Annotated in this window: 18 protein-coding genes, 1 pseudogene and 1 CRISPR repeat array (1 of these 20 running past the window's edge); of the genes and pseudogenes, 10 read left to right on the top strand and 9 right to left on the bottom strand. The window is 70.0% G+C overall.

The window, feature by feature from the left end:
• From RHOFW104R8_RS04410 to fabG, 3 genes and pseudogenes are all read left to right on the top strand, one after another.
• Positions 1-1,321: pseudogene (locus RHOFW104R8_RS04410) on the top strand (MMPL family transporter); the annotation flags it as partial.
• Positions 1,322-1,528: 207 nt separating this feature from the next.
• Positions 1,529-1,921, top strand: coding sequence for a phosphotransferase (locus RHOFW104R8_RS16865; RefSeq protein WP_082823526.1), 393 nt, complete (start codon positions 1,529-1,531; stop codon positions 1,919-1,921).
• A gap of 62 nt (positions 1,922-1,983) precedes the next feature.
• Positions 1,984-2,721, top strand: coding sequence for a 3-oxoacyl-ACP reductase FabG (gene fabG / locus RHOFW104R8_RS04405; protein WP_068096178.1), 738 nt, complete (start codon positions 1,984-1,986; stop codon positions 2,719-2,721).
• Between the two features lie 6 nt (positions 2,722-2,727).
• Here fabG and RHOFW104R8_RS04400 read toward each other — a convergent pair whose 3' ends face one another.
• The 3 genes from RHOFW104R8_RS04400 to RHOFW104R8_RS04390 are packed head-to-tail and all read right to left on the bottom strand — an operon-like array spanning position 2,728 to position 5,467.
• Entirely contained in the window at positions 2,728-3,483 is a 756-nt protein-coding gene (locus tag RHOFW104R8_RS04400) for a glycosyltransferase family 2 protein (protein WP_068096176.1), read from the bottom strand.
• Positions 3,480-4,277, bottom strand: coding sequence for a beta-ketoacyl synthase chain length factor (locus RHOFW104R8_RS04395; protein WP_068096174.1), 798 nt, complete (start codon positions 4,275-4,277; stop codon positions 3,480-3,482). The genes RHOFW104R8_RS04400 and RHOFW104R8_RS04395 overlap by 4 nt, the downstream gene beginning before the upstream one ends.
• On the bottom strand, positions 4,274-5,467 hold the full coding sequence (locus RHOFW104R8_RS04390) for a beta-ketoacyl-ACP synthase (RefSeq protein WP_068096172.1): 1,194 nt from the start codon (positions 5,465-5,467) through the stop codon (positions 4,274-4,276). Before RHOFW104R8_RS04390 ends, RHOFW104R8_RS04395 begins: the two co-directional genes overlap by 4 nt.
• Before the next feature lie 305 nt (positions 5,468-5,772).
• Between RHOFW104R8_RS04390 and hemF the strand changes: the two genes are divergently transcribed.
• Entirely contained in the window at positions 5,773-6,687 is a 915-nt protein-coding gene (gene hemF / locus RHOFW104R8_RS04385) for an oxygen-dependent coproporphyrinogen oxidase (protein ID WP_068096170.1), read from the top strand.
• An 88-nt stretch (positions 6,688-6,775) separates the two neighbouring features.
• Here the strand turns inward: hemF and RHOFW104R8_RS04380 are convergent, their stop codons facing one another.
• Positions 6,776-7,447, bottom strand: a complete 672-nt coding sequence (locus RHOFW104R8_RS04380) for a hypothetical protein (RefSeq protein WP_068096168.1) — start codon at positions 7,445-7,447, stop codon at positions 6,776-6,778.
• Between the two features lie 146 nt (positions 7,448-7,593).
• On the opposite strand from RHOFW104R8_RS04380, the gene gpmA reads away from it, so the two are divergent.
• Both gpmA and RHOFW104R8_RS04370 read left to right on the top strand, forming a co-directional pair.
• Positions 7,594-8,337: a 2,3-diphosphoglycerate-dependent phosphoglycerate mutase gene (gene gpmA, locus RHOFW104R8_RS04375; protein WP_068096166.1), complete on the top strand. Its 744-nt coding sequence runs from the start codon at positions 7,594-7,596 to the stop codon at positions 8,335-8,337.
• Positions 8,338-8,560: 223 nt separating this feature from the next.
• On the top strand, positions 8,561-9,103 hold the full coding sequence (locus RHOFW104R8_RS04370; protein ID WP_068096164.1) for a hypothetical protein: 543 nt from the start codon (positions 8,561-8,563) through the stop codon (positions 9,101-9,103).
• 32 nt (positions 9,104-9,135) lie between these two features.
• On the opposite strand, the gene RHOFW104R8_RS04365 is transcribed toward RHOFW104R8_RS04370, so the two are convergent.
• Genes RHOFW104R8_RS04365 through RHOFW104R8_RS04350 form a run of 4 tightly spaced genes read right to left on the bottom strand, consistent with a single transcriptional unit; the run spans position 9,136 to position 12,765 of the window.
• The gene (locus RHOFW104R8_RS04365; RefSeq protein WP_082823524.1) at positions 9,136-10,440 is read right to left on the bottom strand and encodes an amidohydrolase; all 1,305 of its coding nucleotides are present in this window, start codon (positions 10,438-10,440) and stop codon (positions 9,136-9,138) included.
• Positions 10,441-10,493: 53 nt separating this feature from the next.
• Complete coding sequence (locus RHOFW104R8_RS04360) at positions 10,494-10,880, bottom strand: peptidase C13 (protein WP_068096160.1); 387 nt, start codon at positions 10,878-10,880, stop codon at positions 10,494-10,496.
• Positions 10,881-10,920: 40 nt separating this feature from the next.
• Entirely contained in the window at positions 10,921-12,045 is a 1,125-nt protein-coding gene (gene zapE, locus RHOFW104R8_RS04355; RefSeq protein ID WP_068096158.1) for a cell division protein ZapE, read from the bottom strand.
• Between the two features lie 30 nt (positions 12,046-12,075).
• Positions 12,076-12,765, bottom strand: coding sequence for an alpha/beta hydrolase (locus tag RHOFW104R8_RS04350; RefSeq protein ID WP_068096219.1), 690 nt, complete (start codon positions 12,763-12,765; stop codon positions 12,076-12,078).
• Between the two features lie 48 nt (positions 12,766-12,813).
• Here RHOFW104R8_RS04350 and RHOFW104R8_RS04345 point away from each other — a divergent pair, with 48 nt between their 5' ends.
• Positions 12,814-13,407 carry an ACP phosphodiesterase gene (locus RHOFW104R8_RS04345; protein WP_068096156.1) on the top strand — a complete coding sequence of 198 codons (594 nt, stop codon included), beginning with the start codon at positions 12,814-12,816 and terminating at the stop codon, positions 13,405-13,407.
• 202 nt (positions 13,408-13,609) lie between these two features.
• On the opposite strand, the gene RHOFW104R8_RS04340 is transcribed toward RHOFW104R8_RS04345, so the two are convergent.
• A complete protein-coding gene (locus tag RHOFW104R8_RS04340) occupies positions 13,610-14,131 on the bottom strand; it encodes a cytochrome c5 family protein (protein WP_068095090.1) in 522 nt (173 codons plus the stop codon).
• 483 nt (positions 14,132-14,614) lie between these two features.
• Between RHOFW104R8_RS04340 and RHOFW104R8_RS04335 the strand changes: the two genes are divergently transcribed.
• From RHOFW104R8_RS04335 to RHOFW104R8_RS04325, 3 genes are all read left to right on the top strand, one after another.
• On the top strand, positions 14,615-15,856 hold the full coding sequence (locus tag RHOFW104R8_RS04335; RefSeq protein ID WP_068095088.1) for an efflux RND transporter periplasmic adaptor subunit: 1,242 nt from the start codon (positions 14,615-14,617) through the stop codon (positions 15,854-15,856).
• A gap of 101 nt (positions 15,857-15,957) precedes the next feature.
• Positions 15,958-19,197, top strand: a complete 3,240-nt coding sequence (locus tag RHOFW104R8_RS04330) for an efflux RND transporter permease subunit (protein ID WP_068095085.1) — start codon at positions 15,958-15,960, stop codon at positions 19,195-19,197.
• Between the two features lie 148 nt (positions 19,198-19,345).
• Positions 19,346-22,477, top strand: a complete 3,132-nt coding sequence (locus tag RHOFW104R8_RS04325; RefSeq protein WP_068095083.1) for an efflux RND transporter permease subunit — start codon at positions 19,346-19,348, stop codon at positions 22,475-22,477.
• A gap of 117 nt (positions 22,478-22,594) precedes the next feature.
• A CRISPR array of direct repeats spans positions 22,595-24,199; the repeat unit is 36 nt; unit sequence GCTTCAATGAGGCCGCAGCGAATCGCTGCGGATCAC (it continues 8,106 nt past the right edge of the window).

Here is a 24,199-nt window from a genome sequence, read left to right as displayed (position 1 = left end):
CAGCGTGCGCACGCTGTGGCCGCTGCTGCTCACCGCGATCGCCTCGGCCTGCATCGCCTACCTGGCGTTCTACGCCTCCGGCGTGAACGGGCTGAAGCAGCTGGCGGTGTTCACCATCGTCGGCCTGCTGGTGGCCGGCTTCAGCACGCGCTACCTGCTGCCGCACCTGCTGCCGCGGCGCGTGCGCGACGTCGCCGACATGCGCTGGCTGGCGCGCGCGCGCGAGGTGGTCGACCGGTTGCCGCGGCCGCGCTGGATTCCCGCCGCGGTCGCCGTGGCGATCGTGCTGATGCTGGCGCTCGCGCCCGCGCCGTTCTGGCAGGACAACCTCGCCGCGCTGACCCCGTTGCCGCAGGATCTGCTGCAGCACGACGCGCGCCTGCGCGAGGCGCTCGGCGCGCCGGACGTGCGCTACCTGCTGGTGCTGCAGGCGCCGACCGAGCAGGGCGTGCTGGCACTGTCGGAAACACTGCAGCCGCGGGTGGATGCGCTGCTGGCGAAGCAGGCCGCCGACGCGCTGGAACTGCCGTCGCGCTATCTGCCCAGCGTGGCGGTGCAGCGCGAACGGCAGCAGAAGCTGCCCGACCGCGCCACGCTGCAGCGCGCGCTGGATGAGGCCTTGCAGGGTCTGCCGTTCCGCGCCGACCTGTTCCAGCCGTTCCTCGACGATGTGCAGGCGGCGCGCCGGCTGCCGCCGCTGACACCGCAGCGCTACGCGCAGGCGCCGCTGGGCCAGCGCCTCGCCGCGATGCTGGTGGAGCGCGACGGCCACTGGCTGGGCCTGGGCACGGTCAGCGGCGTGCACGACGTGGCTGCGTTGCAGGCGCTGGGCGAAAACACGCATGGCGCAGTGCGCCTGATCGACCTCAAGGCCGCTTCCGAGTCGCTGGTGGTCGGCTACCGCACGCGCATCCTGCAGGCGCTGCTGGCCGCCGCGGTGCTGCTGGTGCTGACCATCGCGTTCGCGCTGCGCAGCCTGCGCCGCGCCTGGCACGTGCTGGCGCCGATGACGCTGGCCACCTTCCTGGTGCTGGCGGTGGAGCGCGTGGCCGGCGTCGAGATCTCGCTGTTCCACCTGGTCGCGCTGATCCTCGCCGGTGGCCTCGGCCTGCACTACGCGCTGTTCTTCGAGCGCGACACCGGCGACCCGGCCGAGCAGCGGCGCACGCTGCACGCCACCCTGGTTTGCGTGCTGTCCGCGCTGCTGGTGTTCGGCATGCTGGCGTGGGCCACGATCCCGGTGCTGCGCGCGATCGGGCTCACCGTGAGCCTGGGCGTGGCGTTCCACTTCTGCCTGTCGATCCTGATGGCGCCGCATGCCAGGAGCCTGTCGGGCTTTGGTGGTCGAGGCGAAAATCTGGCTGAGCGAGGCCAGATTTTCGACGGTTCGCCGCCCCACAGTGGTTCTATGGGGCAAGACTCGGCGGAAATACGGATCGCTCAGACGGATTTGCAGCCCGGCCAACCGAAGTCCGACAGGCTCCTCGCGAAGACTGACTGGGCGCACCTGATCCCGCACGCGGGCGCGATGTGCCTGCTCGACGCGGTGCTGGCGTGGGACGAGCGGACGATCCACGCCACCAGTGCAGGCCACGCGCGCACGGACAACCCGTTGCGCGGCGCGCACGGTCTGCACGCAGTGCACCTGGCCGAATACGGCGCGCAGGCGATGGCGGTGCACGGCGCGTTGCTGGCGCGTGCGCGCGGCCGCGTCGGGATGCGCGCCGGCCGGCTGGTCAGCCTGCGCGAGGTGCAGCTGCACGAGGAATATGTCGATCGGCTCGACGGCCATCTGGACGTCCATGCCGAATGCCTTTACGCCGACGACGGCGGCGCGCAGTATGCGTTCCGCGTCGAGCATCGCGGCCGGCTGCTCGCCAGCGGGCGTGCCGCGGTGATCCATCCGGCCGACGCCGGCTGACCGCCGCGAGCGACGCCCCGGGGCGCTGCGCTAAACTCGCGCTTTTCACCGGGCCGCAAGCCATGACCGAACCCGCGAACCCGCGCCGCGCCCTCGTCACCGGCGGCAGCGGCGAACTCGGCGGCGCGATCTGCCATGCGCTCGCCGGCGCCGGCTGGCACGTGATCGTGCATGGCCACCACAGCCTGGCCCGTGCCGAAGAAACGGCGGCGGCGATCGTCGCCGCCGGCGGCAGCGCGCAGGCGGTCGCATTCGACGTCACCGATGCGGAAGTGGTGCATGCCGCACTGGACGTGCTGCTGTCCGAAGGGCCGATCCTGGCGCTGGTCAACAACGCCGGTATCCACGACGACGCGCCGATGGCGGGGATGAGCGACGAGCAGTGGCATCGGGTGATCGACGTCTCGCTGCACGGTTTCTTCCACGTCACCCGGCCGCTGCTGCTGCCGATGGCGCGCGCGCGCTTCGGCCGCATCGTCTCGATCGGCTCGGCGGCGGCGCAGTTGGGCAACCGCGGGCAGACCAACTACGCGGCGGCGAAGGCCGCGCTGGTGGGCGCCGGCAAGTCGCTGGCGCGCGAGATGGCCTCGCGCGGGATCACCGTCAACGTGGTCGCGCCCGGCGTGATCGAAGGGCGCATGGCCGAGGCGGCGTTCCCGCCCGGGCGCATCCGCGAACTGGTGCCCGCGCAGCGCGCCGGCAAGCCGGAGGAAGTCGCCGCGCTGGTGGCGTTCCTGTGCTCGGACGCGGCCGGCTACATCAATGGCCAGGTGATCGGCGTCAACGGCGGGATGGGCTGAGCCGGCTCAGGCCGCGGGGTCGTCGACGACGCGCGGCATGCCGCGCGAGCGACGGTAGCTGGCGACGATATCGCCGTAGTGGAACACCCGACCGATGGTGTAGAGGGTGATGCGGGTGACGTCGCGCACCGGCTTGAGGTGGCTGGGGCGGAACGCGCCGTGGTAGCGCGAGGCGATCGGCACCGAGACCACGCCGAGCTTCTTCTCGCGCGAGGCGGCGATCAGGAGCGCCGCCTCGAACACGAAGTGCTCCGCCGGCAGGTCGACCAGCGCCAGCGCCGCGCGCGGATACCAGCGTTGCCCGCTCTGGGTGTCGGCCACCGGTTGCGCGCAGGCCCACGAGATGCCCCAGTCGGCCACCGCGTTGGCGCGGCGGCGACCCTTCGGCTGCTGCTCGCGGTCGAGCAGGCGCGCGCCGATCACGATGTGCTGCGGGTAGCGCCGTGCGGCGGCTACGATGCGCGGGATGTCGCTGGCCAGGTGCTGGCCGTCGCCGTCCATCGTCAGCACCGCGTCGTAGCCCTGCCGCAGCGCCTCGTGGAAGCCGTGGCGCAGCGCCTCGCCCTTGCCGCGGCGTTCGTCGTGGCGCAGCAGGGTCACCGGCAGCGCGGCGACGATCCCGGGCGTGCGGTCGTCCGAGCCGTCGTCGATCACGATCACCGGCACGCCGAGCGCCAGCACGGATTCGACCACCGACTGGATCGCGGCCTCCTCGTTGAGGCAGGGAATCAGCACGCACCAGCGTGCGGCGGGGATATTCAAGCGACCCGTTCCATGTCGATGACCAGTCCCAGTGTAGCGGCAGCGGCCAGCCGGCAGCGGCCGCCGCGGCCGGCGAGCAGGGCCAGCAACGGTAGGGCGGCGGCCGAGGGGTTGCCGCCGCGCCAGCCGGCGAGCGGCTCGGGCAGCGGCGTGTCGATGGCGTCGGCGCCCGGCTGCAGGTCGAAGTCGAGCCGGGCCAGCGTGGCGGCGCCGGCTTGGGGCGCCAGCACCAGGGCGCAGCCGAACGGCTGGCGGCAATCGGAGACTTCGCCGAGCGGGCCGCTGCCGGCGATGTCGCTGCATGCCAGCAGCACCGGCCGCTGTTCGGCCAGCACCTGGCCGGCCGCCTCCAGCAGGCCGGCGCCGAAGCTGGCGCGCCGGGCGCAGATCGCGGTGGAGGGCGCGTGACAGCCGGTGGCGATGGTCCAGTAGCCGACCGCGGCGTTGTGCACCGAGTTGTGGAAGCGGGTCGGCGACAGTTCCGCCGGCGCCTGCGCCAGGGTGGCGCACATGTAGTCGGTGATTGCCTGGTCGCCGTGCGCGGAGGCGAACACGCAGGCCAGCGAGGCGGCATCGCGGCCGCTCATCGCCACCGCCTGGCCGGCCACCTCGACCGCCAGCAGCACGCTCTCCGGCGCGCGCCGGCGTTCGTTCGGCGGCAGGACGGCGGCGGCCGGCCGCGGTGGCGGTGCTGGTGGCGTGGTGCCGGCCAACAGCGCGCGCAGCGTGGCGAAGTCGGCCAGTTGCGGCGACCACAGGCCGATGCCTTCCACGTAGACGCGCAGCGCGCTCACGCGGCGAATCCCGCGCGGGCGAACGCGAGGCAGGCGTTGTTGCCGCCGAAGCCGAACGAGTTGCTCAGCGCCACGTTCACGCGCCGCTGCTCGTTGCGCCAGGCGAAGTGCGCGCCGCAGATCGGGTCGGGCGTATCGCCGCCGAGGTTGCCGGGCACCAGGCCGTGCTCGATCGCCTGCAGCGCGATGGTCGCCTCGAGGATGCCGGCGGCGCCCAGCGTGTGGCCGGTGAAACCCTTGGTCGAGCTGGCCCGCGTGGTGGCCGGGAACGCGCGGCCGACCAGCGCCGCTTCCACTTCGTCGTTCTTCTGGCTGGCGGTGCCGTGCAGGTTGATGTAGTCCACCTGCGCCGCGTCGAGGCCGGCGCGCGCCAGCGCGTCGCGCAGCGCCAGCTCGGCGCCGAGGCCGTCCGGGTGCGGCGTGGACATGTGGTGCGCGTCGCTGGACTCGCCGTAGCCGAGCAGCCGCGGCGCGTGCGGCGCCGCCTCGACGCGCTCCAGCAAGGCGAAGCCGGCGGCCTCGCCGATCGAGATGCCGTTGCGCGCGGCGTCGAACGGCCGGCACGGCTCGGGCGAGACCAGCTCCAGCGCGTTGAAGCCGAACAGCACGCTGTCGCACAGGGTGTCCACGCCGCCGACCACCGCCGCGTCGACCAGGCCGAGGCGGAGCATCCGCTCCGCGCTGGCGAACACCTTGGCGCTGGACGAGCAGGCGGTGGAAACGGTCAGGCACGGCCCTTGCAGCGCGAGCGCGGCGGCGGCGAAGGCGGCCAGCGAATGCGGCGCGTGGATCGCCGGGCGCAGCATGTCGTCGGGCATGCCGCCGTCGGGATCGAGCCGGCGATAGGCTTCCTCGGTGGCGCCGATGCTGGCGGTGGAAGTGCCCAGCAGCAGCGCCACGCGGGCGGCGCCGTAGCGCGCGCGCGCCGCCCGCACGCGGTCGAGGAAGCCGTCCTGGTTCAGGCCCAGCCAGGCCAGCCGGTTGTTGCGGCAGTCCCAGGCGGCCAGCGCGGCGGGCAGGGCGGTGTCCTCCACGCCGTCGACGCGGCCGATCCAGCACGTCAGCGGCGCGCTGCCGAAGTCGTTCGGGCGCAGGCCGCCGCGGGCGCGTTCGAGCGCATCGAGCTGCGCCGCCAGGCCGCTGCCCACGGCGGACGTGGCGGTGTACGCGGTGACTGCGAGCGGCGTCATCGAAGGAAGCATCGGGAAAGCGTAGCGGGCACCCCCGCGGATGCCTAGCCTGCGCGGAACGGGCATTCAGCCAGCGAACTGCCGCGGATGGCGCCCCGCGGCTATGCCGACGCGTCCACGTTCCGCACTTCCGCGGATCGCCGCGTCCGCGCCGTCGCGCAATCCCGGGCGCTGCCTGCGCGACCGCGGCGTGCGAGGTGCCGCGCTGCGCCGCTGATCTGGCACAGGTCGGCGCGGCGCCGCGCCGCGGGGGCAACCGCCGGCGCCTTGTTAAGCTTGCCGCATCGACAACGACGGGTAAGACGATGAACGAGCAAGCCAACCGGGCCGAAGCCTTCCTGCGTGAGCTGCAGGACCGCATCTGCGCCGCGATCGAGCAGGCCGATGGCGGCGCGCGGTTCACGGAGGACGCATGGACGCGCGACGCGGGCGGCGGCGGACGCACCCGCGTGCTGCGCGACGGCGCGGTGTTCGAGCAGGCCGGGGTGAACTTCTCGCGCGTGCACGGCCACCCGCTGCCGCCCAGCGCCACCGCGCACCGGCCCGACCTGGCCGGCGGCAGCTTCATCGCCACCGGCGTGTCGCTGGTGCTGCACCCGAAGAACCCGCACGTGCCCACCACCCACGCCAACGTGCGCTACTTCGAGGCCAGCAAGGAAGGCGTGGAGCCGGTGTGGTGGTTCGGCGGCGGCTTCGACCTCACTCCGTTCTACCCGGTGGACGAGGACGTGCGGCACTGGCACACGGTGGCGCGCGACCTGTGCGCGCCGTACGGCGCGGACGTCTATCCGCGCTACAAGAAGTGGTGCGACGACTACTTCTACCTGAAGCACCGCGGCGAAACGCGCGGCATCGGCGGGCTGTTCTACGACGACCTGAACGAGGGCGGCTTCGAGCGCTGCTTCGCGTTCACCCGCGACGTGGGCCAGGGGTTCCTCGACGCCTACCTGCCGATCGTCGAGCGCCGCAAGGCCACGCCGTACGGCGAGCGCGAGCGCGAGTTCCAGCTGTACCGGCGCGGCCGCTACGTGGAATTCAACCTGGTCTACGACCGCGGCACGTTGTTCGGCCTGCAGTCCGGCGGGCGCACCGAGTCGATCCTGATGAGCCTGCCGCCGCGGGTGCGCTTCGAGTACGCGTACCAGCCGGAAGCCGGATCGGCCGAAGCGAAACTGGCCGAGTACCTGCAACCGCGCGACTGGCTGGCGTCGCCGTTGTAGGAGCCCGCTGGCGGGCGATGCTCTTGTGCTTTCGCGTCGGGCATCCAGAGCAAGAGCATCGCCCGCCAGCGGGCTCCTACGCATGGTGCTACGGCGTGGCCCCGCTGAACTTCTCCGGCGTGGCGCCCTTCATCGGGCCGATCTGCGCGCTGTCGCTGACCTTCAGCACCACCTCGCGGCGGAACTCCAGCGTGCCCTGCACCACCGCGTGCGGACCGATCACGACTACCGGCTTGCGCTCGCTGCCCCAGTGGAACCAGCCGTTGTTCGGCTTGTCGACCAGGATGCCGCCCTCGACGCGCGAGCCGGCGCCCACCGTGATGTCGCCCGCCACCGTGCCGATGCCGCCGGCGACATGGGCGCCGTCCAGCACGATCGCGCCGTTGACGTTCCCGACCCGGCCGCCGACGTCGGCGCCGCGGGCCAGATGGATGCTGCCGTTGACCGCGCTCACCTCGCCGCTGATCCGGCTGGCGCTGCCCAGGGTGATCGCGCCGTTGACCGTTCCCAGCTTGGCCGCCTGCGTCCTGTCGCCCAGCTCGATCGCCCCGTTGACCGTGCTGGCCTTGCGCACGCTGGCGCCATCGGCGATGTGCACTGCGCCGTTGACCGTGCTGACGTCGCCGGCCTGCTGGCCGGCCACGACCTGCACCGAACCGTTGACCTTGTCGATGTCGTTGTCGCGCGCGCTGGCCAGCGGCGACAGGCCCAGGCCCAGCGCGAGCGCGGCGAAGATGAGGATTGGCGGGAATCGGCGCATGGCGGTCTCCTTTGGAGTGGGGTTACCACGCTAGGATGCGCCGCCGTCGCGGAAGGTTGGCCATGACCTGTGGCAGGGGCCGCATTTGACGCTGCCCGGGCCGGCCTGCACCATTGCCGGTTTATACCTCATTGTTGGGCGCTCCCATGTACAAGCTCGTCCTGATCCGCCACGGCCAATCGCAGTGGAACCTCGACAACCGCTTCAGCGGCTGGGCCGACGTCGACCTCACCGAGCAGGGCATGGCCGAGGCGCGCGAGGCCGGCCGCCTGCTGCGCGAGGGCGGCTACCATTTCGACGTGGCGCACACCTCGGTGCTCAAGCGCGCGGTGCGCACGCTGTGGGGCGTGCAGGACGCGATGGACCTGATGTGGATCCCGGTGCTCACCGACTGGCGCCTCAACGAGCGCCACTACGGCGGCCTCACCGGCCTGAACAAGGCCGAGACCGCGGCGAAGTACGGCGAGGACCAGGTGAAGATCTGGCGGCGCAGCTACGACATCCCGCCGCCGCCGCTGGAGCGCGCCGCGAACGAGTCGGTGCACGACCCGCGCTACGCGAAGCTCGACCCCAAGGACATCCCCGACACCGAGTGCCTGAAGGACACCGTGGCCCGCGTGCTGCCGTACTGGCACGAGGTGCTGGCGCCGGCGATCAAGTCCGGCCAGCGCGTGTTGGTGGCCGCCCACGGCAATTCGCTGCGCGCGCTGGTGAAGTACCTGGATGGCATCTCCGACGAGGCGATCGTCGAGCTGAACATCCCCAACGGCGTGCCGCTGGTGTACGAGTTCGACGACCGGCTGAATCCGTTGCGCCACTATTACCTCGGCGACGCCGACGCGATCGCGGCGAAGATGGCCGCGGTGGCGAACCAGGGCAAGGCGAAGTAACGCTGCCCTCGCCACATTCCCGTAGGAGCCCGCTTGCGGGCGATGCTCTTCAGCTCTTTCCCTCAGTTCTCATCTCTCGCCAAAAGCATCGCCCGCAAGCGGGCTCCTACGAGAACCTGCATCTGCGGATCTCCCGGCACCGGCGAAGAGGTGACAATCGTCAGTCGTCCCGCGCGGGTCTGCCGCATTAAGCTGGTGGCCGACCCATCACCCGGATAGTGCCATGCCCGCGCACCTGACCAACTACCTCGTCATGCTGCCGATTCTCGCCTGGATCGTCTGGCGGCGGGTGAGCCGGCAGTTCGGCCGCCAGCCGATCCGGCGCAGGCGGATGATCTTCCGCATCGTGGTGTTCGTGCTCGTCGGCGGCCTGCTCGCACTCAGCGGATTCCACCACGCCGCACTGGCCGAAGGCCTCGCCGCCGGCGCGTTGCTCGGCGGCGCACTGGGCCTGCTCGGCATCCGGCTGACCCGCTTCGAGACCGATCCGGCAAAGGGCGACTGCTACGTGCCGAATCCGTGGATCGGCGCGCTGCTCACCGCACTGCTGCTGGGCCGGCTGGCCTGGCGGCTGCTGGTGGCGTGGCCGCAGATGCAGCAGGCGCCGGCGCCCGGCGCGATGCCGCCGGCCAACTACGCTGCCAGCCCGCTGACCATGCTGGTGATCGGCCTGCTGGTCGGCTACTACATCGTCTACTTCAGCGGCCTGCTGATCCACCACCGCCGCTTCCAGCGGGCGCACCCGGGCAGCAGCACCGAGCTGTAGCCCGTGGCGGGATCGGCATGCAGGCGCGTCGCTCAGGAGGCCGGCGCGTCGAGGTAATCCAGGCTGGCCTGCAGCATCGACGCCATGCCGATCTGCAGCGCGTCCTCGTCGAGGAAGAATTTCGGCGAGTGGTTGGCCGGCGCCTTGGACGCGTCCTGGCCCCGCGGCGTGGCGCCGACGAAGAAGTACACGCTGGGCAGCTTCCGCGCGAAGTAGGCGAAGTCCTCCGAGGCCATCGACGGCGGGGCCTCGATCACGTGTTCGCCGCCGATCGCCTTGCGCAGGCTGTCGCGCACGCGCGCGGCGAGCGCGTGATCGTTGACCAGCACCGGGTTGCTGTCGCCGAGCGGGATCTGCGTCTCGACGGTGGCGCCGTTCGCGGCGGCGACGTGTTCGGCGATGCCCCTGAGGTTGTCGATCGCCTGCTGGCGCATGCCGGCGTCGAACGTGCGCAGGGTGCCCTGCAGCTCGACCCGGTCCGGCACGATGTTGTAGCGCGAGCCGCCCTCGACGATGCCGAAGCTGAGCACTGCCGGCAGCTTGCCGATGTCCAGCTTGCGGCTGACGATGGTCTGCGCGGTGCCGATGATCTCGGCGGCGGTGACGATCGGGTCGACCCCGTTCCATGGCATCGCGCCGTGGGTCTGGCGGCCGTGCACCACCATGCGGAACCAGTCCGAGCCGGCCATCGTCGGCCCCGGCCGCACCGACACCGTGCCCACGTTGAGCGCGCTGACCACGTGCATGCCGAACATCGCGTCGGGCTTGAAGTCGCGCAGCAGGCCATCCTTGAGCATCAGGGAGGCGCCGCCTTCCTCGCCGTCCGGCGCGCCTTCCTCGGCCGGCTGGAACACGAACAGCACCGAGCCGTGCAGCCGGTGCTTCATGCCGCTCAGCGCCTGCGCCATGCCCAGCAGCATCGCGGTGTGCGCGTCGTGGCCGCAGGCGTGCATCACCCCGACGGTCTTGCCGCGGTACTCGCCCTTCGCCTTCGAGGCGAACGGCAGGTTCACTTCCTCGGTCACCGGCAGGGCGTCCATGTCGGCGCGGATCGCCAGCCGCGGCCCGGGCAGGTCGCCCTTCAACAGGCCCACCACGCCGGTGCGGGCGATGCCGGTGTGCACTTCCAGCCCCAGCTTCTTCAGTTCCTGCGCGACCAGCGCCGAGGTGCGTACCTCGCGGTTGCTCAGTTCGGGATGCTGGTGGATGTCGCGCCGCCACGCGATGACCTGCGGCAGTTCCTGCTGCGCCATGGCCTGCGCGCCGGGAGCGTCGGCGGCGTGCAGCGGTGCGATGGCGGCAGCGGCCAGCGCCAGGGCGAGGGCAGTGCGGTACATGGGCGTCTCCATGGCGGGGGTGGTCGATGTTAGCGCGCCGCCGTGCCGCTGGCTCAGGGCACGATGCTGAAGTCGATCTCGATCGGATAAGGTGCCGGCGCGGCCGGTGGCGGCGGCAGCGTCCAGCCCGCGAACCGGCCGGCCATGCAGGTGGCGACCGGGGTCGGCGGCAGCACCTCGATCCGGGTCGGCTTGCCGTCGGCCCGGAGGTCGGCGACCAGGGTGAACGGCGACTTGTCGGCCGGCGCATGGCTGGCGATGCAGCCCTTCAGCGCGGCGGCGGTGGGGCCGGTGATCCTGTCCCACAGCTGCTTCTGGTAGGCCGGCCCGGTGGCGGCGGCCTCCGCCAGCCGGCCCTGCGTCACGCGCGTACTGAAATCCTGGCCGGGCGGCAGGCCGGTGGCGGCCAGCAGCAGTGCGACAGCGAGCGGAAGAGGCATGGGTGGCTCCGGTATCGATCCGTGCAGGCACGGTAGCAGTTCATTCGGGCCGATGTTCCAGTGCCAGGTAGGCCTCGCTCTGCATCTCGATCAGGCGCGACTCGGTGCGACCGAACTCGGCGCGCAGGCGTTCGCCGTCGTACAGCTCGGTGATCGGCGCGGCGGCGGACAGCACCAGCTTGACGTGGCGGTCGTAGAACTCGTCCACCAATTGCACGAAGCGCTTCGCCGCATCCTCGCTGTAGATGGTGAACTGCGGCACGTTGGCGACGATCACCGCCGGGCCGGCCTTCGCCAGCGCGATGTAGTCGGCCACCGCGCGCGGGCCTTCGCACAGCGCGGCGAACTCGAACCAGACGATGTCGTCGGCGCGCTTGACGAACGGGATCTCGCGGTCGTTGACGTGCAGCGTGCCGCCTTCCTGCACGTTGCCGCCGGCCTGGCCGGCGAAGATCCGCTCCAGTGCGCGGTGCGCCTCGGCGCCCGGCGGGGTGAGGTACACCGGCGCGCGGGTCAGCGCACGCAGGCGCCAGTCGTGGGAGGAGGCCATCTCGGCCACGTGGCAGTGCCGCTCGATCAGCGCGATTGCGGGCAGGAAGCGCGCGCGCTGCAGGCCGCCCTTGTACAGGTTCGCCGGCGCGGTGTTGGAGGTGGTGACCAGGGTGACGCCGCGCGCGAACAGCGCGTCGAGCAGGCCCGACAGGATCATCGCGTCGCCGATGTCGTTGACCAGGAACTCGTCCAGGCACAGCACGCGGCAGCGCGCGGCGAGGCCGGCGGCCACCTCGGCCAGCGGGCTCTGCCGCTCGCCCAGCGCGCGCAGGCTCTCGTGCACCTCGCCCATGAAGCGGTGGAAATGCCGGCGCAGCACCACGCCGTGCGGCAGGCTGGCGGCGAACAGGTCCATCAGGAAGGTCTTGCCGCGGCCCACCGTGCCCCACAGGTACAGCCCCGGCACCGCCGCGGGCGGGTCGCTGCCGAGCAGCGACTTCAGCCGGCCGAGCAGGCCATTGCCATTGCCGTTGCCGGCAGCGGCGCACAGCGCCGCGTGCATGCGGTCGAACTCCGGCAGCAAGGCCAGCTGGGTCGGGTCGGACTCCCAGCGGTGCGCGGCGACGCCTTCGAGGTAGCGCGCACTGGGCGCGAGCGAGGGGTTTTCACTCATGGAGCGGACGGGCCGTGGAAAGAGGGGGCGTCAGGCATGCCGCGGCGGCGGCAGCCAGGCGTGCACGGCATGCTTCACCGCGCCGCGCAGGTCCATCAGCCGGCGATGGAAGAAGTGGCTGGTCTCGGGCATGCGCACCAGCTCGGGCCGCTGCTCCAGCGTCTCGACCCAGTCGAACACCGCCTGCGGCTCGACGATCTCGTCGGCCTCGCCCTGCACGATCAGCCACGGGCAGGTCGGCAGCGCGATCGCGTCGAACGGCCAGCGCCCCACCGGCGGCGCGATGCTGACCAGCGCGTCGGCGCGCAGCCGCACCGCGTTGGCGATGGTCACGTAGCTGCCGAACGAGAAGCCCGCCAGCCACAGCGTATCGTTCGGGCGCACGCGGCGCACCCAGGCCACTACGGCCGCCAGGTCGTCGCCTTCGCCGCGGCCCTTGTCGTAGTCGCCCTGCGAAGCGCCGGCGCCGCGGAAGTTGAAGCGCACGGTGTCCAGGCCGGATTCGCGCAACGCGCGCTCGACCATCGTCACCACCTTGTTGTGCATGCTGCCGCCCTCGATCGTGAGCGGGTGGCAGACTACCGCCACGCCGCGACGCGCGGCAGCCGGTTCGGCGACATCGCTGATGGTCTCGAGCTTGCCGGCGCGGCCGTCGAGCATGAAACTGGCGGCGACATCCGGAAAGCCGGCAGGTGCGGCGGGGAGCTCGGTGGGAGTCATGCAGGCGATGATAACCGCCGGGCGCGCCGGCTGCCGCGGACGGCGCGGATGAACCACCTGGCCCACGTGCTGCTGGCCGGCGACGACGAGGCCCTGCGGCTGGGCGGCATGCTGGGCGATTTCGTGCATGGGCGGCCGGAGGCGGGCCTGTTCCCGTCGCGGGTGGTCGCCGGCATCCGCCTGCACCGGGCGATCGACGTGTACACCGACGCCCACCCCGAGGTGCTGGCGGCGAAGGCGCTGCTGCCATCGCCGTATCGCCGTTATGCCGGGATCCTGCTGGACATGTGGTTCGACCGCTGCCTGGCGCGCGATTTCCCGCGCTGGAGCGCGCAACCGCTGCCGGAGTATGCCGCCGCCCTGCGCGCCCTGTTGTGGCGGCAGGATGCGCTGCTGCCGCCGGCGCTGCGGCGCTTCCGCGGCTACATGGAAGCGCATGGCTTGCCGGCCGGCTACGTCGACGACGCGGTGCTGGGCGAGGCGCTGGGCGGCATCGGGCAGCGCCTGAGCCGCGGCAATCCGCTAGGTTCGGCGCTGCCGGTGCTGCTGGAGCGGGAAACCGCCTTGCAGGGGCGCTTCGAGGCGTTCTTTCCGGAGTTGCGGGGCTTTGCGCGGGAGTGGATCGAGAAGCAGGCGGGGTGAGCGTTGGCTCGCAGGTCAGGCAGGGAGCCGCTGGGTGCCCTCCCCTGCATGCAGGGGAGGGCTGGGGAGGGCAAGTGTCCGCTTACAATCTTCTCGCAAGCCGTGGAACCCCCTCCCAACCTCCCCCTGCAAGCAGGGGAAGGGGCAAACGAAAACGCCGCCCGGTGGGCGGCGTTTGCTTTCACTTTATTGAAGCGGGGGGTTATTTCACCTGGTCGGCGATCCAGTGCACGGCGTTGGTCACCTGCTCGGTGGTGAGCGCCGGGTTGCCGCCCTTGGGCGGCATGAAGTTGCCGTCCGGGCCGTGGTAGCCGTCGATCGCATGCTTGACCAGGGTGTCGATGCCCTGGGCGACGCGCGGGGCCCAGGCGGTCTTGTCGCCCAGCTTGGGGGCGCCGGCCACGCCGGAGGTGTGGCAGCTGGTGCACAGGTGGTCGAAGATCGCCTTGCCGTCGGTGGTGCCGCCGTAGGCGACCTGCGAGGCGGCGGCCTTGGCGGCGGCATCGGCGGCAGCCTGCATCGCGGCGCGCCCGGTGTCGCCGGCGTACACGGCGCCGGCCGGCGCGATCCGCGCGGCGACCATGGCCGGCTGGTTCGGGTTGGTTTCCTTCGGCTCGTGGTCGTGGATCGCCAGCGCCGTGAAGATCAGTACCACCGTCAGTACCGCCAGACCCCCGATCATGATCGAGAACTGGCGCAGGACGCTCTGATCGGATTTGCTCATGGGACCGCTCACGCACGTACTCCTGTCAGTGGGCCGGACGGAACGCCACGATGGCTGCCCCGGCCTGCCTGAATTGCCTGTTGCCGTGTCGCACCAGCGCGATGGATTCGCCCCGGTGTGGGTCGCCGCCAGTGGGTGTGCGGCGTGGATCATGTCTGCCGGCCGACCCGTTCACGGATCGGGCAGCCGAACCAGTCGCGGATTATAGACGAAGCGCGCGGCAAGTTTCAGGCCTCCGTGGCGATCCGTCGCCATGCCGCGGCGGCCGGCGCCGGGTCCGGAAACGGCCGCCGCGGGCCGGCCACCCTGCCATCGGTCATGGCGCCCCCCTGTCAACCGGCATTGTTCAATTCCGTTGAACTGCGCCTATGCTCCCCCCGCAAGGCGCCACCAGGCGCCGACTGAAAGACGCCAGTCACCTCACCGACGCGTGCCGCGTGGTGGAGTGCCGGCCGACCGCACCGTTTAGCCCAGGAGTTTCGCATGTCGCGTTTTTGGAAGATCGCGTTGATCTTGATTGCCGTGATCGTGGTGGCCGGCGTGGGATTGCGCCTGCTGCACAAGCCCGCCGACCCGGGGTCGGCAGCGACGGCGGGCGCCGGCAAGGGCAAGGACGGCAAGGACGAGACGCCGCCGGTGCCGGTCACCGTGGTGCCGGTGGTCAAGCAGAACGTGCCGGTCTACCTGACCGCGCTGGGCACGGTGCAGGCGCTCAACACGGTCACCGTGAACCCGCAGGTGGGCGGCCAGCTGCTCAGCCTGGAGTTCACCGAAGGCCAGCCGGTGAAGAAGGGCCAGTTGCTGGCGCAGATCGACCCGCGCACCTACCAGGCCGCCTACGACCAGGCCGTGGCGAAGCAGCGCCAGGACCAGGCGCTGCAGGCCACCGCGAAGAGCAACCTGGCGCGCAGCCAGGACCTGGCCGCCAAGGGCTACATCTCCAAGCAGGATCTGGACACCCTGCGCAACACCGCCGCGCAGTACGAGGCCGCGGTGGCGGCTGACGCGGCCAACGTGCGCGACAGCCAGGTGCAGCTGAACTACACCCGCGTGCTGTCGCCGATCGACGGGCTGGCCGGCATCCGCGCGGTCGACCCCGGCAACGTGGTCACCACCACCAGCGCGATCGTCACGCTGACCCAGCTGCATCCGATCAACGTGATGTTCACCTTGCCCGAGCAGAACCTCGACCTGGTGCGCAGCGCCGCCGCCAAGGATGGCGCCGCGCTGCAGGTGACCGCGCTGGACCGCACCGACGCGCACCCGATCGCCGGCGGCGGCGTGCTCAAGGTGATCGACAACCAGATCGACACCAGCACCGGCACGTTCCGCCTGAAGTCGGAGTTCCCGAACGAGAAGAACGAGCTGTGGCCGGGCCAGTTCGTGAACGTGCAACTGCTGGTGAACACCGTCGACGGCGGCCTGGTGATCCCGGCGCAGGCGGTGCAGCGCGGGCCCGACGGCGACTACGTGTACCAGGTGCAGGCCGACAGCACGGTGAAGATGCAGCCGGTGCAGGTGGCTGGCGAGGTGGGCGACAGCCATGTGATGGTCGGCAGCGGCCTCAAGGTCGGCGACCGGGTGGTCACCGAAGGCCAGTTCCGCCTGAAGCCGGGCAGCAAGGTCAATGCGCTGAAGCCCGGCGAAGTGCCGGCGACGCCGACCGCGGCCGAATTGGAGAAAGCCAAGCAGAACAGCAAGGGTGGCGGTCGCCGTCGCGGCTGAGCGGCCGCGTGCCGGCCCGGCATGACACCGCCGCTGCGTGAACCCGGCCGTGCCCCGGCCATGATCGCGGCGGAAACCGCACCTACACGTTACGGATAGCCATGGGATTCTCGACTCTCTTCATTCGCCGGCCGATCGCCACCTCGCTGCTGATGGTGGCGGTGCTGCTGCTCGGCATCCTCGGCTACCGCCAGCTGCCGGTCTCGGCACTGCCGGAGATCGAGGCGCCCAGCCTGGTGGTGAGCACGCAGTATCCGGGCGCCAGCGCCAGCACCATGGCCGCGCTGATCACCACGCCGCTGGAGCGCAACCTGGGGCAGATCTCCGGGCTCACCATGATGAGCTCGGATTCCTCCGCCGGGCTGTCCACGATCATCCTGCAGTTCTCGATGGACCGCGACATCGACATCGCCGCGCAGGACGTGCAGGCCGCGATCAACCAGGCCAAGGGCACGCTGCCGGGCAACCTGCCGTACCCGCCGGTGTACAACCGCGTGAACCCGGCCGACGCGCCGATCCTCACCCTCAAGCTCACCTCCGACAGCCGCCAGCTGCGCGAGGTGAACGACCTGGCCGACTCGATCATCGCGCAGAAGCTGTCGCAGGTGCAGGGCGTGGGCCTGGTCTCGATCGCCGGCAACGTGCGCCCCGCGGTACGCGTGCAGGTGAACCCGGCGCAGCTGTCCAACCTCGGCCTGACCCTGGAGGACGTACGCAGCGCGCTGACCCAGGCCAACGTCAACGCGCCCAAGGGCACGCTGAACGGCAAGACGCAGAGCTACTCGATCGGCACCAACGACCAGCTGAAGGACGCGGCCGAGTACAAGAACACCATCATCAGCTACAAGAACGGCTCGCCGGTGCGCCTGTCCGACGTGGCGAACGTGGTCGACGGCGTCGAGAACGACCAGCTCGCCGCGTGGGCGGACGGCAAGCCGGCGGTGCTGCTGGACGTGCGCCGCCAGCCCGGCGCGAACATCGTGCAGACGGTGGAGCAGATCCGCAACGTGCTGCCCGAGCTGCGCAGCGCGCTGCCCGCCGACGTGCACCTGGACGTGTTCGCCGACCGCACGGTGACCATCCGCGCCTCGGTGCACGACGTCGAGTTCACCCTGATCCTCACCGTGTTCCTGGTGGTGGGCGTGATCTTCGTGTTCCTGCGCCGGCTGTGGGCCACGGTGATCCCGTCGGTGGCGGTGCCGCTGTCGCTGCTGGGCACGTTCGGCGTGATGTCGTTCACCGGCATGTCGCTGGACAACCTCTCGCTGATGGCGCTCACCGTGGCCACCGGCTTCGTGGTGGACGACGCGATCGTGATGATCGAGAACATCGTGCGCTACATCGAGCAGGGCAGGGACGGCAAGGAGGCGGCCGAGGTCGGCGCGAAGGAGATCGGCTTCACCGTGCTGTCGCTGACCGTGTCGCTGGTGGCGGTTTTCCTGCCGCTGCTGCTGATGCCCGGCGTCACCGGCCGGCTGTTCCACGAGTTCGCCTGGGTGCTCACGATCGCGGTGACCATCTCGATGCTGGTGTCGCTGACGCTGACGCCGATGATGTGCGCCTACCTGCTCAAGCCCGACCAGCTGCCCGAGGGCGACGACGCGCACGAGCGCCACGCCGCGGCCGGCAAGCGCACGGTGTGGTCGCGCACGGTCGGCATCTACGAAAGCTCGCTGGACTGGGTGCTGGATCACCAGCGGCTGACCATGCTGGTCGCCGGCGCCGCGGTGGTGCTCACCGTGTTCCTGTACATCGTGATCCCCAAGGGCCTGCTGCCCGAGCAGGACACCGGCCTGATCACCGGCGTGGTGCAGGCCGACGACAACATCGCGTTCCCGCAGATGGAGGACCGCACCCGCGCGGTCGCCGAGGCGCTGCGCAAGGATCCGGCGGTGGCCGGCGTGGCCGCCTTCATCGGCGCCGGCACGATCAACCCCACGCTCAACCAGGGCCAGCTCAGCATCGTGCTGAAGGACCGCGGCAAGCGCGGCGGCCTGGACGTCCTGCTGCCGCGCCTGCAGCATGCGGTGGCCGGCATCCCCGGCGTGGCGCTATACCTGAAGCCGGTGCAGGACGTGACCCTGGACAGCCGCGTCGCCGCCACCGAATACCAGTACTCGCTGTCCGAGGTGAACGCGGCCGAGCTGGCCGGCTACGCCAACCAGATGACCCAGGCGATGCGCCAGCGGCCGGAGCTGGCCGACGTCGACAACAACCTCGCCAACAACGGCAACGCGCTCAAGCTGACCATCGACCGCGAGAAGGCCAGCCGCCTCGGCGTGCCGGTGCAGACCATCGACGACACCCTCTACGACGCGTTCGGCCAGCGCCAGATCTCCACCATCTTCACCCAGCTCAACCAGTACCGCGTGGTGCTGGAGGTGGCGCCGGAGTTCCGCACCAGCGACGACCTGCTGACCAAGCTCACCGTGCGCGGCAACGGCAACGGCGCGCTCACCGGCAGCAACGCAACCAGCTTCGGCCAGCTGAAATCGAGCAACTCGGCGACGCCGTCGGGCATCGGCAACACCGGCAACATCGGCTTCCAGATCGGCGCCGGCGGCAACATCCCGCTGTCCGCGCTGGTCAGCGCGCAGGTGACCAGCGCGCCGCTGGTGGTCAGCCACCAGCAGCAGCTGCCGGCGGTGACGCTGGCGTTCAACGTGGCGCCGGGCTATTCGCTGTCCGACGCGGTGGCGGCGATCCACCAGGTCGAGGCACAACTCAACTTCCCGCCGCAGGTGCGCGGCGAGTTCGTCGGCAAGGCGGCCGAGTTCACCTCCTCGCTGGGCGACGAGGTGCTGTTGCTGCTGGCCGCGATCGTGGTGATCTACATCGTGCTGGGCGTGCTTTACGAGAGCTACATCCACCCGCTGACGATCATCTCCACGCTGCCGCCGGCCGGCGTCGGCGCACTGCTGGCGCTGATCATGTTCGGCATGAGCCTGTCGGTGGACGGCATCGTCGGCATCGTGCTCCTGATCGGCATCGTGAAGAAGAACGCGATCATGATGATCGACTTCGCGATCGAGGCGCGCCGCACCGGCATGAACGCGCGCGACGCGATCCATCGCGCCTGCCTGCTGCGCTTCCGCCCGATCATGATGACCACCGCGGCGGCGATGCTCGGCGCGCTGCCGCTGGCGCTGGGCAACGGCATCGGCGCCGAGCTGCGCCGGCCGCTGGGCGTGTCGATCGTGGGCGGCCTGTTGCTGTCGCAGCTGGTCACGCTGTACACCACGCCGGTGATCTACCTGTACATGGAGCGCTTCTCCGACTGGCTGGAGGCGCGCCGCGAGCGGCGCGCGCTGATCCGCAGCCAGGCCGGCCACGCGGCATGACCTTGGCCGGTGCGCCCCCGCCCCTGCAAGGCAGGGGCGGGGGCGCTCTTGGCGCGAGGCGCACCGATCAACCTTTTCGCGGAATGGACGTTGAGGATGGGATGATTCCCCCACGCGTTGCCCGCCAGCCTCCGCCCACGTTGGACCCATGAACATCTCCGGCACCTTCATCCGACGTCCGATCGGCACCTCGCTGCTGGCGATGGGCCTGTTCGTGGCCGGCGCGATCGCCTACTTCCTGCTCGGCGTGGCGGCGCTGCCGAACATGCAGTTCCCGGCGATCTTCGTGCAGGCCAGCCAGGCCGGCGCCGACGCCAGCACGATGGCCTCCACCGTGGCCGCGCCGCTGGAGCGGCACCTGGGCCAGGTGCCCGGCATCGACACCATGCGCTCGTCCAGCTCCGAGGGGCGCACCTTCGTGTTCATGATGTTCCGCACCGGCACCGACCTGGATGCCGCCGCGCGCGACGTGCAGGCGGCGATCAACGCGGCGGCGCCGGACCTACCCAGCGGCCTCAACGGCGCGCCCAGCTACCAGAAGGCGAACCCGAACGACGACCCGATCATCGCGCTGGCGCTGACCTCGGACACGCAATCGGCAGCCGACCTGTACAACCTGTCCGACACCCAGCTGGCGCAGCGGCTGCGCCAGCTGCCGGGCGTGTCGTCGGTGGAGATCGCCGGCGCGGCCACGCCGGCGGTCCGCGTCGACGTGAACCTACGCGCGCTGAACGCGATGGGCCTGTCGCCCGACCAGCTGCGCAACGCGCTGAGCGCGGCCAACGTGACCTCGCCGGAGGGCTTCCTGTCCAACGGCACCACCACCATGTCGATCAGCGCCAGCGCCCAGCTGCACAGCGCGGACGACTTCGCCCAGCTGGTGATCGCCAGCCGCAACGGCACGCCGGTGCGGCTGTCCGACGTGGCGAAGGTCTACGCCGGCCAGCAGGACGCCTACCAGGCCGCCTGGTTCCACGGCAAGCCGGCCGTGCTGATGTACGTCTACAAGAAGGCCGACGCCAACATCATCGCCACCGTCGACCTGGTCAAGCAGCAGTTGCCGATGCTGCGCGGCTACCTGCCGCCGGGCACCGTGCTGACCCCGTTCTTCGACGGCACGCCGACCATCCGCGCCTCGCTGCACGAGGTGCAGGCCACCTTGCTGATCTCGCTGGCGATGGTGGTGCTGACGATGGCGCTGTTCCTGCGCCGGCTGGCGCCCACCCTGATCGCCGCGGTGGCGGTGCCGCTGTCGTTGGCCGGCGCGTTCGTGGCGATGTATATCCTCGGCTACACGCTGAACAACCTCACCCTGCTGGCGCTGGTGATCGCGATCGGCTTCGTGGTCGACGACGCCATCGTGGTGATCGAGAACATCATCCGCCACATCGACGAGGGCATGCCGCGCATGCAGGCCACCCTCGCCGGCGCGCGCGAGATAGGCTTCACCATCGTGTCGATCACCGCCTCGCTGATCGCCGTGTTCATCCCGCTGCTGTTCGCCGGCGGCATCACCGGCATGTTCATGCACGAATTCTCGGTGACCCTGGTGGCGGCGATCGTGGTCTCGGCGACGGTTTCGCTGACGCTGACGCCGGCGCTGTGCGGGCGCTTCCTCCGCGGGCATGCCGCGAAGCCGGAGGCGCGGCCGTCGCGGCTGGCCCGCATGCTGGACGGTTTCCACGCCAGCATGCTGCGCGCGTACACCCGCGCGCTGAACTTCTCGCTGCGCCACGCGCTGGCGTTCTCGCTGACCCCGCTGGTGCTGATCGTGGCCACGTTCTACCTGTTCGGCGTGGTCAAGACCGGCCTGTTCCCCGCGCAGGACACTGGCCTGATCTGGGGCCGCGCCACCTCCAGCGCCACCGTGTCGTTCGGCGAATCCGAGCAGCGCCTGAAACGGCTCACCACCATGCTGATGGCCGACCCCGACGTGGCCACCGTGGGCTCGCGCCTGGGCAGCAGCCGGCAGGGCACCAGCGGCTCGTTCAACATCGACCTGAAGAGCCGCGCCGAAGGCCGCGAGGACGACACCTTCGCGGTGCTGGCGCGGCTCAGCGCCAAGGCGGCGAAGTACCCCGACCTCAACCTGCGCTTGCGCCCGGTGCAGGACCTGCCCAGCGGTGGCGGCGGCACCAGCCAGGGCGCGCAATACCAGGTCTCGCTGCAGGGCAACGACCTGGCCAGCCTGCAGGAATGGCTGCCGAAGCTGCAGGCCGAGCTGAAGAAGAACCCGAAGCTGCGCGACGTCGGCACCGACATCGACGAAGCCGGCCTGCGCCAGAACATCGTGATCGACCGCGACAAGGCCGCGCGGCTCGGCGTGTCGATCGGCGCCATCGACGGCGCGCTGTACGACGCGTTCGGCCAGCGCCAGGTGTCCACCATCTACTCCGACATCAACCAGTACCAGGTGGTGGTCAACGCGTTGCCCGTGCAGACCGCTACGCCGGAGGCGCTCAACCGCATCTACGTGCGCTCCAACAGCGGCCAGATGATCCCGATCACCGCGTTCGCGCGGCAGGAGCCCGGCCTGGCGCCGTCGCAGATCACCCACGAAAACCAGTACACCACGATGGACCTCAGCTTCAACCTCGCCCCCGACGTGAGCATGGGCGAGGCGATGGCGATCATCCAGGCCACCGTGCAGAACATGCGCATGCCCGGCGACATCCGGGTGAAGATGGGCAGCGACTTCCGTCGCTTCCAGCAGTCGCAGAGCGGCATGGGCTGGCTGATCCTCGCCGCGGTGCTCACCGTCTACATCGTGCTCGGCATGCTGTACGAGAACCTGATCCACCCGGTCACCATCCTGTCCACCCTGCCGGCCGCCGGCGTGGGTGCGCTGATGGCGCTGTGGATCACCGGCACCGAACTTTCGGTGGTGGCGCAGATCGCGCTGGTACTCTTGATCGGCATCGTCAAGAAGAACGCGATCATGATGATCGACTTCGCCCTGGTCGCCGAGCGCGAACACGGCAAGCCGCCACTGGAAGCGGCGCGCGAAGCGTGCATCGTGCGCTTCCGCCCGATCATGATGACCACCATGGTCGCCATCCTCGCCGCCCTGCCGATCGCCATCGGCCTCGGCGAAGGCAGCGAACTGCGCCGCCCCCTCGGCATCGCCCTGATCGGCGGCCTGCTCATCTCGCAAAGCCTCACCCTGCTCAGTACGCCGGCGCTGTACGTGATCTTCTCGTGCCTCGCCGAGCGGCGCAGGGCGTGGTGGGCGCGGCGGCAAGGGCGCAAGGTGGTACGGCGGCAGCTGGCGGGGATGTAAGAGGATCACTACATCACGTGGCCGCAGCGGGCCCACATGTCGCCGTGCCTTAACGAGGCCGCAGCGGTTGTTGTGGCTCACCGTGTGCTCCGTGGCGGCGACCAGCGCCGTCACGGAGCTTCAATGAGGCCGCAGCGAATCGCTGCGGATCACGGAGGACAATCAAGCTATCCCGACGCTTATTACAACAGCTTCAATGAGGCCGCAGCGAATCGCTGCGGATCACACCAAGCAGATCGATGAGCACCGTCACCCGATGTTCGAGCTTCAATGAGGCCGCAGCGAATCGCTGCGGATCACGCGCGCCATCGGCGGGGTTGCCTGCGGCGTAAGCCACGCTTCAATGAGGCCGCAGCGAATCGCTGCGGATCACTCAGTGGGTGTAGGTAGATCCTGCGCGATATCCGGCGCTTCAATGAGGCCGCAGCGAATCGCTGCGGATCACAGGCCCCTCCTATCTCAGCCAGCTCAAATCCGGAAAGCTTCAATGAGGCCGCAGCGAATCGCTGCGGATCACGTTCTTGGGGTTGATGCGGATCCATTCCCCGGTGATGCTTCAATGAGGCCGCAGCGAATCGCTGCGGATCACTTGCCGAGCAGGGCCGCATCGGCGCCGATGTGATGCAGCTTCAATGAGGCCGCAGCGAATCGCTGCGGATCACCTACAACGAGCGCACGCCGCTGGCCGCGCGCTCGCTGCTTCAATGAGGCCGCAGCGAATCGCTGCGGATCACCGGCGGCGGCGTGGCTACTCCATGCGCCATCCTTCGCGCTTCAATGAGGCCGCAGCGAATCGCTGCGGATCACCGTCCTGCAGCGGAACAGTCTAGGCATTGAGATACATGCTTCAATGAGGCCGCAGCGAATCGCTGCGGATCACCGCAGCGGCGAAATGGTCCGCGTGACGATTCCGCGTATGCTTCAATGAGGCCGCAGCGAATCGCTGCGGATCACGCCAGAAGCATCCGTAGTCCAGCCACAATACCAAGGCTTCAATGAGGCCGCAGCGAATCGCTGCGGATCACCAAACACAGGTTATGGCCGGCGAGTGCTACGTGAAGCTTCAATGAGGCCGCAGCGAATCGCTGCGGATCACACCATCGGCGGCGCGTTTCTCGGGTTCAAGTACCTGAAGCTTCAATGAGGCCGCAGCGAATCGCTGCGGATCACACCCGCCATCTGAATCTTTTGCTGCCACTCACCGCGGCTTCAATGAGGCCGCAGCGAATCGCTGCGGATCACGACCGGGTAGCTGGCGTCTGGATACGGACCAACGACGCTTCAATGAGGCCGCAGCGAATCGCTGCGGATCACCGAGCGTGACCAGGATGTCCTGCAGTACCAGGGCCAGGCTTCAATGAGGCCGCAGCGAATCGCTGCGAATCACCACGTTGTCAAGTCTTGTCAAGCGTCGGAAACACTGGCTTCAATGAGGCCGCAGCGAATCGCTGCGGATCACGTGTTCCAACTACTTCCGTCGTCGCACCCCATGAGAGCTTCAATGAGGCCGCAGCGAATCGCTGCGGATCACCCTTATCGCCATGCACCGGGCAATCCACCGAGTACCAGCTTCAATGAGGCCGCAGCGAATCGCTGCGGATCACGTCCGGGGCCACGGCGGAGCTGCTACAGGCAGCCGAGCTTCAATGAGGCCGCAGCGAATCGCTGCGGATCACGTACGTGCGCAGCATCGACTGCCGCACCGCCAGCGGGCTTCAATGA

Origin of the sequence: Rhodanobacter sp. FW104-R8, from assembly GCF_001617365.1 — a bacterium.
Taxonomy (GTDB): Bacteria; Pseudomonadota; Gammaproteobacteria; order Xanthomonadales; family Rhodanobacteraceae; genus Rhodanobacter.
The sequence above is the reverse complement of the archived record's forward strand: the minus strand, read 5'-3'. Positions and strand labels throughout refer to the sequence as shown.

Coding starts and splice junctions, on each gene's coding strand:
- RHOFW104R8_RS04335 (WP_068095088.1), top strand. CDS start 14,615: ATGTCGCGTTTTTGGAAGATCGCGTTGATCTTGATTGCCGTGATCGTG.
- RHOFW104R8_RS04350 (WP_068096219.1), bottom strand. CDS start 12,765: ATGACTCCCACCGAGCTCCCCGCCGCACCTGCCGGCTTTCCGGATGTC.
- RHOFW104R8_RS04345 (WP_068096156.1), top strand. CDS start 12,814: ATGAACCACCTGGCCCACGTGCTGCTGGCCGGCGACGACGAGGCCCTG.
- RHOFW104R8_RS04370 (WP_068096164.1), top strand. CDS start 8,561: ATGCCCGCGCACCTGACCAACTACCTCGTCATGCTGCCGATTCTCGCC.
- fabG (WP_068096178.1), top strand. CDS start 1,984: ATGACCGAACCCGCGAACCCGCGCCGCGCCCTCGTCACCGGCGGCAGC.
- RHOFW104R8_RS04340 (WP_068095090.1), bottom strand. CDS start 14,131: ATGAGCAAATCCGATCAGAGCGTCCTGCGCCAGTTCTCGATCATGATC.
- RHOFW104R8_RS04360 (WP_068096160.1), bottom strand. CDS start 10,880: ATGCCTCTTCCGCTCGCTGTCGCACTGCTGCTGGCCGCCACCGGCCTG.
- RHOFW104R8_RS16865 (WP_082823526.1), top strand. CDS start 1,529: ATGTGCCTGCTCGACGCGGTGCTGGCGTGGGACGAGCGGACGATCCAC.
- hemF (WP_068096170.1), top strand. CDS start 5,773: ATGAACGAGCAAGCCAACCGGGCCGAAGCCTTCCTGCGTGAGCTGCAG.
- RHOFW104R8_RS04365 (WP_082823524.1), bottom strand. CDS start 10,440: ATGTACCGCACTGCCCTCGCCCTGGCGCTGGCCGCTGCCGCCATCGCA.
- RHOFW104R8_RS04330 (WP_068095085.1), top strand. CDS start 15,958: ATGGGATTCTCGACTCTCTTCATTCGCCGGCCGATCGCCACCTCGCTG.
- RHOFW104R8_RS04380 (WP_068096168.1), bottom strand. CDS start 7,447: ATGCGCCGATTCCCGCCAATCCTCATCTTCGCCGCGCTCGCGCTGGGC.
- gpmA (WP_068096166.1), top strand. CDS start 7,594: ATGTACAAGCTCGTCCTGATCCGCCACGGCCAATCGCAGTGGAACCTC.
- zapE (WP_068096158.1), bottom strand. CDS start 12,045: ATGAGTGAAAACCCCTCGCTCGCGCCCAGTGCGCGCTACCTCGAAGGC.
- RHOFW104R8_RS04390 (WP_068096172.1), bottom strand. CDS start 5,467: ATGACGCCGCTCGCAGTCACCGCGTACACCGCCACGTCCGCCGTGGGC.
- RHOFW104R8_RS04325 (WP_068095083.1), top strand. CDS start 19,346: ATGAACATCTCCGGCACCTTCATCCGACGTCCGATCGGCACCTCGCTG.